This is a genomic window from Frigoribacterium salinisoli (assembly GCF_054781095.1).
On record NZ_BAAGVB010000006.1, the window covers coordinates 37,845 to 48,214 of the forward strand.

10 protein-coding genes are annotated in these 10,370 nt (G+C 72.9%); 8 read left to right on the plus strand and 2 right to left on the minus strand.

What is annotated here, in order from left to right; translation table 11 throughout:
* Positions 1-14 precede the first annotated feature (14 nt).
* The 3 genes from ACYVHQ_RS12920 to ACYVHQ_RS12930 are packed head-to-tail and all read left to right on the plus strand — an operon-like array spanning position 15 to position 3,249.
* Positions 15-1,331 (plus strand): ABC transporter substrate-binding protein, encoded by a 1,317-nt coding sequence (locus tag ACYVHQ_RS12920; RefSeq protein ID WP_460513679.1) that lies wholly within the window; start codon positions 15-17, stop codon positions 1,329-1,331.
* Positions 1,328-2,260, plus strand: coding sequence for a carbohydrate ABC transporter permease (locus ACYVHQ_RS12925; protein ID WP_460513681.1), 933 nt, complete (start codon positions 1,328-1,330; stop codon positions 2,258-2,260). Before ACYVHQ_RS12920 ends, ACYVHQ_RS12925 begins: the two co-directional genes overlap by 4 nt.
* Positions 2,257-3,249, plus strand: a complete 993-nt coding sequence (locus ACYVHQ_RS12930) for a carbohydrate ABC transporter permease (protein WP_460513683.1) — start codon at positions 2,257-2,259, stop codon at positions 3,247-3,249. Before ACYVHQ_RS12925 ends, ACYVHQ_RS12930 begins: the two co-directional genes overlap by 4 nt.
* 121 nt (positions 3,250-3,370) lie before the next feature.
* Here ACYVHQ_RS12930 and ACYVHQ_RS12935 read toward each other — a convergent pair whose 3' ends face one another.
* Positions 3,371-4,249: a GNAT family N-acetyltransferase gene (locus ACYVHQ_RS12935; protein ID WP_460513685.1), complete on the minus strand. Its 879-nt coding sequence runs from the start codon at positions 4,247-4,249 to the stop codon at positions 3,371-3,373.
* Positions 4,250-4,387: 138 nt separating this feature from the next.
* On the opposite strand from ACYVHQ_RS12935, the gene ACYVHQ_RS12940 reads away from it, so the two are divergent.
* Positions 4,388-4,543 carry a hypothetical protein gene (locus ACYVHQ_RS12940; RefSeq protein WP_460513687.1) on the plus strand — a complete coding sequence of 52 codons (156 nt, stop codon included), beginning with the start codon at positions 4,388-4,390 and terminating at the stop codon, positions 4,541-4,543.
* 110 nt (positions 4,544-4,653) lie between these two features.
* Here the strand turns inward: ACYVHQ_RS12940 and ACYVHQ_RS12945 are convergent, their stop codons facing one another.
* Positions 4,654-7,197 (minus strand): purple acid phosphatase family protein, encoded by a 2,544-nt coding sequence (locus ACYVHQ_RS12945; protein ID WP_460513689.1) that lies wholly within the window; start codon positions 7,195-7,197, stop codon positions 4,654-4,656.
* A gap of 199 nt (positions 7,198-7,396) precedes the next feature.
* Here ACYVHQ_RS12945 and ACYVHQ_RS12950 point away from each other — a divergent pair, with 199 nt between their 5' ends.
* From ACYVHQ_RS12950 to ACYVHQ_RS12965, 4 genes are all read left to right on the plus strand, one after another.
* On the plus strand, positions 7,397-7,849 hold the full coding sequence (locus tag ACYVHQ_RS12950) for an S-ribosylhomocysteine lyase (protein ID WP_460513901.1): 453 nt from the start codon (positions 7,397-7,399) through the stop codon (positions 7,847-7,849).
* Complete coding sequence (mtnN, locus tag ACYVHQ_RS12955) at positions 7,846-8,568, plus strand: 5'-methylthioadenosine/S-adenosylhomocysteine nucleosidase (RefSeq protein WP_460513691.1); 723 nt, start codon at positions 7,846-7,848, stop codon at positions 8,566-8,568. The genes ACYVHQ_RS12950 and mtnN overlap by 4 nt, the downstream gene beginning before the upstream one ends.
* Before the next feature lie 25 nt (positions 8,569-8,593).
* A complete protein-coding gene (locus ACYVHQ_RS12960; RefSeq protein WP_460513693.1) occupies positions 8,594-9,712 on the plus strand; it encodes an FAD-dependent oxidoreductase in 1,119 nt (372 codons plus the stop codon).
* Positions 9,713-9,780: 68 nt separating this feature from the next.
* Positions 9,781-10,368, plus strand: coding sequence for a DUF1349 domain-containing protein (locus tag ACYVHQ_RS12965; RefSeq protein ID WP_460513695.1), 588 nt, complete (start codon positions 9,781-9,783; stop codon positions 10,366-10,368).
* The last annotated feature ends 2 nt before the right edge of the window (positions 10,369-10,370 follow it).

The following is a 10,370-nucleotide window of genomic DNA, read 5'->3' on the forward strand; positions in this document are numbered from 1 at the left end:
AGAGGACCCCCCTGATGACCTTCCTCACCCCCCGTCCCCGCCGTCGCGCGCTCGCCCTCGGCGGCCTCGCCACGGGCCTCGCGCTCGTCCTCGCCGGCTGCTCCGGCGGGTCCTCCGGCGGCGGAGGCCCCGCCGAGTACGAGGCCGCCCCGTCCGACCTCGAGGCGAGCATCACCTACGGCGTCTGGGACCAGGCGCAGGTGCCCGCCATCGAGGCCAACCTCGAGGGGTTCGCCGAGGAGCACCCGGGCATCGACGTGACCGTCAACGTCACGCCCTACGCGGACTACTTCACGAAGCTGCAGACGCAGGGCTCGAGCGACAGCCTCCCCGACCTGTTCTGGCTCAACGGCCCGAACTTCCAGCTCTACGCGAGCAACGGCCTCCTGGAGCCGGTCACCGGGGCCGTCGACGCGGGCGACCTCGACCCCGCCGACTACCCGGAGGCGCTCGTCGACCTGTACCGCTACGACGACGTGCAGTACGGGGTGCCGAAGGACTTCGACACGATCGGCGTCTGGGTCAACGAGGCCCTCTTCGAGGAGGCCGGCGTGCCGCTGCCCGAGGGTGACTGGACCTGGGACGAGTTCCAGGACACCGCGGTGCAGATCTCCGACGCGCTCGGCGACCAGGGCGTCTACGGCGGGGCCGGGGGCATGGACGGCCAGACCACCTACTACGACACGATCCTCCAGGCCGGCGGCGAGGTGCTCACCGACGACGGCACCGCCTCCGGCTACGACTCTCCCGAGGCGCAGGCCGGCCTCGAGTTCTGGACCGACCTCATCGAGTCGGGCGGGTCGCCCAGCATCGAGCAGCTCACCGACACGACCGCCGACCAGTGGTTCACCTCGGGCAAGCTCGCCATGTACTGGGGCGGCAGCTGGTTCCACGCCGCGCTCGAGGGCACGCCCGTCGACGACACCGTCGACGTGCTGCCCCTGCCGACCGGCGAGGAGCAGGCGACCGTGATCCACGGCGTCTCGAACGTCGTCGCCGCGGGCAGCGACGAGAAGCAGGCCGCGCAGGCGCTGCAGGTCTACCTCGCCGGGCAGGAGGCGCAGCAGCAGCAGGGCGACCTGGGCGCGATCATCCCGGCCTACGCCGGCACGCAGCAGGGGTTCCTCGACTCGGCGCCCGACAAGGACCTCCAGGTCTTCCTCGACGCCGTCGACTACGCGCAGCCCCTGCCCGTGTCGAAGAACTCCGCCGCCTGGAACGCGCTCGAGACCAGCGACCTGCCCGCCGCCTTCTCGGGCGACCGTCCCGTCCCCGAGGTCGCCGCCGACCTCGCCGAGCAGATGACGGCGCTGCTCCAGCAGGAGCAGTGAGCGGCACCGTGACGAGCGACGTGCTCGCGCCGGCGGGGGGCTCTCGCCGCCGGCGGCTCCTCGGCCGGGACGGCCTCTGGCCCTGGGCGTTCGTCGCCCCGCTGGCCGCCGGCATCGGCGTCTTCTTCGTCTGGCCGATCCTGCAGACCGCGTACTACTCGTTCACGTCGTGGGGCGTGTTCGGCGGCAGCACCTTCACGGGCGTCGAGAACTACGTGCGGCTCGTCGCCGACCCGCAGCTGTGGACCGCCCTCGGCAACACGCTCCTCTACACGGGCGTCGTGCTGCTGGGCGTGCCGCTGGCCGTGTGGCTCGCGAGCCTCCTCAACACGCCGGGGCTGCGCTTCGCGTCGTTCTACCGCGTGCTGTTCTTCCTGCCCTACGTCGCCATGCCGACCGCCATCGCCATGGTGTGGCGCATCATCTTCAACGGCGACTTCGGCGTGCTCAACTACGTCCTCGGACTGGTCGGCGTCGAGGGGCCCTACTGGATCTCGACGCCCGGCGTCGCCGTGCTCGCCGTCGCCATCGTCGGCCTCTGGTCGTCGCTCGGCTTCGCGATGATCATCCTCGCCGCGGGGCTCAAGAACATCCCCGCCGAGCTCTACGAGGCGGCCGAGCTCGACGGCGCCTCGCCGTGGCGGCAGTTCCGCTCGGTGACGGTGCCGCTGCTCACGCCGAGCATCTTCTTCGTGCTGATCATCACGATCATCTCGAGCTTCCAGCTCTTCGACCTGCAGTTCGCGATCCTCGGCAGCACGAACCCGGTGCTGCCGAAGAGCCTCTCGCTCGTCTACTTCTTCTACCAGCAGGGCTTCGTGGCCAACGACAAGGGCTACGCGGCTTCGATCGCGATGTTCATCTTCGTGCTCATCGGGCTCGTCACGCTGGTCCAGTTCCGACTCCAGAGACGGTGGGTGCAGTCGTGACCGACCCCAGGACCGGCGGCCGCTCGGCGGCCGTGCTCAGCGACCCGCTGCTCGACCCCGCGGCCCCGCCGCCCGTGCCCACGAAGGAGGAGGAGCGCCGCGAGCGCCTCGCCGACCGGGCGGGTGCACCCGGCGGAACCACGGCCTCCGGCCGTCGGCACGGGCGCGGCCGTCGCCGCGGGGGCTCGCACGTGCTCGCGCACGTCGTGCTCGGCGGCGGCGGGCTGCTCATGGCGTTCCCGTTCCTCTGGCAGATCGTCATGTCGCTCTCGACGAACGCCGAGGTGCAGAGCGTCGTGCCGAACCTCTGGCCCGCCGAGCTGCAGTGGCAGAACTACGCGGCGGTGTTCGACCGGCTGCCGTTCCTCGAGCAGCTGCGCACGAGCGTGCTCGTGACCGTGATCCGCACCGTCGCACAGATCGTGCTCTGCACCTTCGCCGGCTACGCCTTCGCGCGCATGCGGTTCCGGGGGCGGTCGGTGCTGCTCGCGGTCGTGCTGTCGATCCTCATGGTGCCCTCGCAGGTCTACCTCATCTCGCAGTACCAGATCGTGCAGGGCCTCGGCTGGCTCGACACCGTCGCCGGCATCGTGGCGCCCGGCCTGTTCAGCGCGTTCGGCACGTTCCTCATGCGGACGGCGTTCCTCACCATGCCCGCCGAGCTGGAGGAGGCCGCACGCCTCGACGGCGCGAACCCGTTCCAGGTGTTCTGGCGGGTCATGCTGCCGCTCGCGCTGCCCTCGATCAGCGTGCTCGCCATCACGACCGTGCTCTGGTCGTGGAACGAGCTGCTCTGGCCGCTCGTGGTCTCGACGTACTCCGACCGGATGCCGTTGTCGGCGGGGCTCGCGACCCTCATCGGCGACCGGACCACCGACTACCCGGTCGTCATGGCGGCGAGCCTGCTGGCCATGGCCCCCGTGCTCATCGCCTTCGTGCTGCTGCAGCGCCGGGTCATCGACGGGCTGGCGTTCTCGGGCCTCAAGTAGCCGTCCGGGGGCGGCAGCGCGGTCGCACCCCAGGGAGCCGCCTGCACCCCAGCTCGCGAGCTGGGGTGCAGCCGCGTTCCTGGGGTGCCGGTACGCGGCGGTGGGGTCCGCGGCGGTGGGGTCAGCGGCGCCGGGGGAGGCGCACGAGCACCTCGTCGACGCCGTCCTCGGACTCGTGCACGAACCCGTGCCGCAGGTACAGGCTGCGGGCGCGGCTGCCGCACAGCACGTCGAGGCGGACCGTCGCGTCGTCGCCGAGCCGGGCCAGCGCCTCCTGCAGCACGAGCGTGCCGAGGCCCCGCCCCTGCAGGTGCGGCTCGAGGTAGAACAGCTCGATCCAGACGGCGTCGTCCGCGGGACGCAGCGAGATGCTGCCCACCGGCTCGCCGTCCAGCTCGACGATGGAGGAGTGGTCGGGCGAGAAGCCCCGGGCCGCCCACTCGCGCGACCGCTCGGGGTGCCAGACCCCGAGCCGTTCGAGGTCGGCGCGCAGCACGCGCTCCTTGAGGGCGAGCACCGCCTCGAACTCGTCGGCCCTGGCCGGGCGCAGCACGGGGCGGGCGCCGGTCGCGGGCCGCACCATGATCTCGTCGACGGCGTCGCCCGACTCGTGGACGAACCCGTGGCGCTCGTAGAGGCTGCGCGCGCGACTGCCGCGGACCACGTCGATGCGGATCGGCGCGGTGCGCCCGTGCCGGTCGAGCAGCTCACGGAGCACCCGGGTGCCGAGGCCGCGGCCCTGCACGGTCGCCTCGAGGTAGAAGAGCTCGAACCAGGTGGCGTCGGTCTCGGGCCGGACGCTCACCGACCCCACGCGGTGGCCGTCGAGCTCGACGACGAGCGTGCGGTCGGGCGAGAAGCCGCGCTCGACGTAGGCGCGCAGCAGGTCTGGGTCCCAGACGTCGTGACGGCGCAGGTCGGCCTCGAGCGAGCGGGCGCTCAGGTCGGCGACGAAGCCGAGCTCGTCGGGACGGGCGGGCCGGAGGTGCAGGTCGTCCACCGGTCCAGCATGCCACATGCAGGAGGCCCACCCTCCTAGTGAGCCGGACGCGCCGGTCGGGCGCGCGCCCGGCCGCCTACGGTCGAGCGCACGACGACGGGCGCCGCCCGTCGTGCCACCGAACCCGAGGAGGACACCGTGACCGGACTGCCCGTGGAACCCCAGAACGACGACGCGAACCCCGACGACGGCCAGAAGTGGGACCAGGTGCTGAAGGGCGAGGACTACGACCTGGACGCGGACGGCGAGGTCGACGCGGACGTGGCCCAGCACCCGTCGCCCGACGAGGTCTGAGCAGCTCGTCCACCTGAGCTGCCGGGACGTGCCGACGGGCGGGTCCGTCGCGTCGGGGCGTGCGTGCACGCCCGTCCGCGTCGGACCCGCCCGTCGGGCGGAGCGGGGGCCTAGCTGCGGGCCGCCCGGCGACGGGCCGCGACGGTCACGCCGACGCCGGCGAGCAGCAGGAGGCCGCCAGCCAGGCCCGCGAGCCCGAGGCCCTCGGAGCCCGTGAAGGCCAGGCCCGAGGCGCTCGGCGTGAGGACGGCCCCGGTGACGGGGTCGATGATCGCACCCGTGACGGGGTCGACGGTCTGACCGGCGCCCGGCTGGACGGCCACCGGGTCGCCCACCGCGCTGAGGGTGAAGGTGCCCCACGCGGCGACGGAACCGTCGACGCGCTGACCGCTGACGACGTGCTCACCGTCCGCGATGTCGGCCGGCAGCGTCAGCGTGAGCCGTCCGTCGTCGTCGGTCGGGTCGCTGCTGAGGAAGGCCGGCTCGGAGTACGCGAACCAGTCGAGCGGGGCGCCGGCGAGCTCGCGCGGCACCGTCACGCGGACGGTCCCCGCAGCACGGTCGACCTGGTCGACGACGAGCGTCCGCGTCGCAGGGGTGAAGGCCGACGGGTCGGCGGCGACGGGCTCGCGCGGCGTGCCGGGCTCGACGGGGGGCTCGGTCGGGTCGACCGGGGGCTGCGTCGGGTCGGTGGGCGGCGTGCCGGGGTCGACCGGGGGATCCGTCGGCTCGACGGGCGGCTCGACCTGCTCGGGGGCCTTGTGCAGGGTGACCTCGTCGACGACCGTGAGGTCCTCCGAACGGTAGGTCGTCATCGTGATGGCGTCGCGCTCGACCCCGATGTGGGTGAAGTTCGGCGTGTACTCCTGGTTCTGCACGGCCGAGAAGTCGAAGTCCTGGTCCCCGACGATGTCGTAGTACTTGCTGCCGCTGGACGAGTTCGCGGTGACGTAGAGCACCTCGTCGCCCTCGGCGGTGACGTCGCCCGAGGGCTCCTGCTCCGTGCCGACGGGGGTCGTGCCGCTCATGAGGTAGCTGCGGACGTAGACGTGGTCGTGGCCCATGAGCACCATGTCGACGTCGAGCTCGCTCATGACGGGGGGCAGCTCGGCGCGGCGGGTGACGATGTCCTCGTCGTTGGCGTGCGAGGCGACGCTGTAGACCGAGTGGTGGAACGTGACGACGGTCCAGCGAGCGTCGTCACCGTGCTCGGCGATGACCTTCTCGGCGAACTCGGCGTGGCGCGCGTCGTCCATGTCGTTCGAGTTGAGCGAGATGTACAGCGTGTCGTCGTACGTGAACCAGTAGTCGCCACCGGCACGGTCCTCGCGGGGCTTGCCGTACGCCATGTCGACGTTCGGCATGTTGAAGTGCTGCTCGTAGGCGAGGCTGCCGACGTCGTGGTTGCCGATGTTCGTCGCGCTGGGCAGGCTCCGCATCTGCTCGGGTGCGAGGTAGGCCTCGTACTGGGCCTCGTTCGAGGCCGTGTCGACCTGGTCACCGGCGGACAGCAAGAACTCGGCGTCGCCGAAGCGCCCGGTGGCCGCGTCGAGGGTGTCGGTCCAGCCCTGCTGGTCCCGGGCCACGTCGCCCGAGGCGCCGATCTGCGAGTCGCCGATGAAGAGGAACTCGTAGCCGCCCTCGCCGGCACCCGTGGTGAACGAGGAGGTGTCGCTCCAGCCGTCGACGTCGCTGCCGACGCGGTAGACGTACGACGACGACGGCGCCAGGCCGCCGAGCTCGGCGTGGTGCCAGGTCTGGCCGTCCGTGGCCGTGCCCGTCCGGGGCAGGACGGTGCTCGCCGAGGCGACCGGGAACGGGTCGCCCTCGGTGGCCGGCGCGGGCGCGACCTGGGCGACCTGCTGGGCCGTCGAGTCGGAGTACCAGGCGAGGCGTCGTTCGCGCTCGGTGGCCCCGACGTTGAGGACGACGTCGCTGATCGACACGGGGGCGTCCGCGCTGACGGGCGTCAGCGAGCTGAGGTCCACGTAGACGTCGGAGCTGCTGGCGCGGCCCTGGTACAGGGCCATGGCGACGGTGTTCTCGCCGGGCTGGAGGAGCGAGGCGTCGACCGTGAAGCTGCTGCGGTCGGGGTCGCCGCCGTTGTCGCCGCCGTACTGGACGTTCTGCGTGATGCCGGTGTCCTCGAAGCCCGCGACCTTCGTGCCGTTGACGAACACGACGAGCGCGTCGTCGTAGGTGACGTCGCCGGCGAGCTTCGACCACGACGCGATCTGCTCCGCGGTGAGGTCGAACGAGGTGCGGAAGAAGTAGGTCTCGATGTCGGTGTCCGGCGTGACGCCGGCCTTGTACTGCGTGAGCAGGGTGTCGACCGCGAGGCCGCCGCCCATGCCGGTCGCGAGGCCGTTCTTGGCGCCGAAGCTGCCACGGGCGGTCTTCCAGGCGCCGTCGTCGAAGTCGGTCGTGGTCCAGGAGTCGCGGTCGGCGGCTCCGGCGGCCGGGTCGCGTCCGTCGTCGGTGTACGACCAGGTCGTGCCGGTCGTGCTGAGCAGCGCGGGCTCGTCGGCCGCGACGGCCGCGGGCGCGGTGAGCTGCCCGCCGAGCGCGGTGGCGGCGACGGCGACGACGGCGAGGCCGGCGGCGGCCGTGGCGCGCGTCCGGTGTCGTCGGGTCGAGGGTGCGGGGTGGGTCATCAGGGCCTCTCGTGGTCCGGGCCCGCGCCGTCCGGTGCGAGCCCGGAACAGTGCAGTCCCTGCACGTGGACGGACGGTGTCGTCCGCATGGCCCGGCGGCGACGTGCGCGTGGCGACACACGTCGGCGGCTCGTGGTGTCATGGTGGGTGGCCCCTCCGGCCAGCAGCTCGATCCGAGGAGGATCCCGTGACCCAGAAGATGAACGTCGAGTCGTTCAACCTCGACCACCGCACCGTCGCCGCTCCCTACGTGCGACTCGCCGACCGCAAGGTCCTGCCGCAGGGCGACGTGCTCACGAAGTTCGACGTGCGCTTCACGCAGCCGAACGAGGCGTCGCTCGAGATGCCGACCGTGCACTCGCTCGAGCACCTCTTCGCCGAGCACTCGCGGAACAGGTCCACCGAGGTGGTCGACTTCTCGCCGATGGGCTGCCAGACGGGCTTCTACCTCCTGCTGCAGGGCGACCACGAGCCGGCCGACGTCGTCGACCTCGTCGAGGGCACCCTCACCGACATCCTCTCGGCGACCGAGGTGCCGGCGGCCAACGAGGTGCAGTGCGGCTGGGGCGCGAACCACAGCCTCGAGGGTGCCCAGGCCGCGGCGCGCACCTTCCTGGAGGGCCGCGACGAGTGGCTGACCGTCACCCGATGAGCTCCGAGCAGATCGTCGTCCTCGTCGCCATGGACGACGAGGCCGCCCCCTTCCTCGAGCGCGCCGAGGTCGTCGGCGAGCCGCGCCGCGTGGGCGGGGCCGTGCACCGGTCCGTCGTCGTCGACGGCCTGCCCCTGCTGCTCGTCACGAGCGGCATCGGGTTCGTCAACGCCGCGGGCGCGACGACGTCGGCGGTCCTCGCCACCGACGGCGCGGCCCGCCTCGTCGTCAGCGCGGGCACGGCGGGCGGCCTGGGCGACGAGGTCGAGGTCGGCGACGTCGTCGTCGGCAGCGAGTACCTCAACCTCGACGCCGACGCGCGCGTCTTCGGCTACCAGCTCGGCCAGGTGCCGGGCATGCCGCCGACGTACCACGCCGAGGAGCGCCTCCTGCAGGTCGCGACGTCGATGCCGCTGCCCGGCGACGCCGCGTGGCAGGTGCGAGCGGGCCTGCTCGCCTCCAGCTACGCCTTCATGACCGACGCCCGGTCCGTCGTGGTGCGCGAGTCGTTCCCCTCCGTCGCGGCCGCCGACATGGAGTCGATCGCGATCGCGCAGATCAGCCACGTGCACGGCGTGCCGTTCCTCGCGGTCCGGGGCATCAGCGACCTCGCGGGCGTCTCGGCCGCCGAGATCCACGAGGAGAACCTCGTGCCGACCGCCGAGCGCAGCGCGACCGTCGCCCTGCACGTCGCCCGCACCGTCGCGACCGCGGCCTGACCCGAGAGGGAGCAGCAGCGTGCCGGTGACCGACGTCGACGTCGTCGTGGTGGGCGGCGGCGCCATGGGCCTCGCCACGGCTTGGCAGGCGGCCGTGCGCGGCCACGGCGTCGTGCTCCTCGACCGTGCCACGCGCGGGCACCACGCCGGTGCCTCGCACGGGGCGACCCGCAACCTCAACCTCGCCTACGACGACCCCGACTACGTCCGCCTCGTCCTCGAGGCGCGCGAGCTGTGGGACGACCTCGCCGACGGGTCGGGCGGCCCGCTGCTCGACCTCGTGGGCATCGTCAACCACGGCCGCCCCGCGATGCTGCGCAGGATGCACGGCCACCTCGCGGAGGCGGGCGTCGCCGCCGAGATGGTGGCCCCCGACGACGCGTCGCGGCGCTGGCGCGGCCTCCGCTTCGCGACCGACGTGCTGCACGTGCCCGACAGCGGTCGCGTGCGTGCGGCGGACGCGCTCGCCGAGCTCGAGCGCCGCGCGCGCCTCGCCGGGGCGGACGTGCGGTGGGGGACCACGGTCACGGGCCTCCTGCCCGAGGGCGACGAGCGCGTGCGCGTCACGACGGCGACCGGTGAGGTCGTGGCACGGCGGGCCGTGGTCACGGCCGGGGCCTGGACCCCCGACCTGCTCGCCGGCGTCGTGCCGCTGCCCCGCCTGCGCGTCACCCAGGAGCAGCCGGCCCACTTCGCCGTGACCGATCCGCACGCCGTGTGGCCGAGCTTCAACCACCGTGCCGACCCCGACGACCCCGCCGAGCGCTGGTGGCACGGCACCGTCTACGGCATGCTCACGCCCGGCGAGGGCGTCAAGGCGGGGTGGCACGGGGCCGGGCCCGAGGTGCACCCCGACCGTCGCGACTTCGCCCCCGTGCCCGACCAGCTCGAGGCCCTGCGGCGCTACGCCCGCGAGTGGCTGCCCGGCGTCGACCCCGAGGCGGCCGTGCCGATCAGCTGCACCTACACGACGACCGACTCGGAGGACTTCGTGCTCGACCGCGTGGGCCCCGTGGTGGTCGGCGCGGGCTTCTCGGGCCACGGCTTCAAGTTCACGCCGCTCGTGGGCACGATCCTCGTGGACCTGCTCGAGGGGCGTGCACCGCACGAGCGCTTCGCCCTCGCGGCGCACGCGCCGGCCTGACCGGCGCACCACGCACGACGCACGACGCACGACCAGCACGGGATCACGACGAGGAGAGGACGGCCACCATGACCGACATCGACTGGGCCGCGGGGACGTGGACGACCGAGCCCGCGCGCGCGGACGTCGGCCCCGACGGACTGCGCGTCACCGCGGTCGAGGGGAGCGACGCCTGGCGGACGACGTCCTACGGGTTCGTGCACGACACCGAGCACGCGCTCCTCGTCCCCTTCGACCTCGGCACGGCCATGGAGGTGTCGTTCCACCTCGACTTCTCCGCCCAGTTCGACCAGGCGGGGATCTTCGTCAAGGTCGACGACGCCACCTGGACCAAGACGGGCGTCGAGCTCAGCGACGGGGAGGAGAGCCTCGGCGCGGTCGTCACCCGGGGCTCGTCCGACTGGTCGCTCTCGCCCGTCCCGGAGTGGCGGGGGCGGCACGTCACGATGCGCGTGAGCCGCTCGGGCGACGCCCTGACGGTCAGGGCCCGGGTCGACGACGAGGCGTGGCGGCTGGTGCGGGTGGCGCCCCTCGACCCCGACGCCGCCGTCACGGCGGGGCCGATGTGCTGCGCGCCGTCCCGGGGCGACCTGACCGTCCACTTCACCGCGTGGCGGACCGTCGGAGCGGACACGAGCCTCCACCCCGAGGGCTGAAC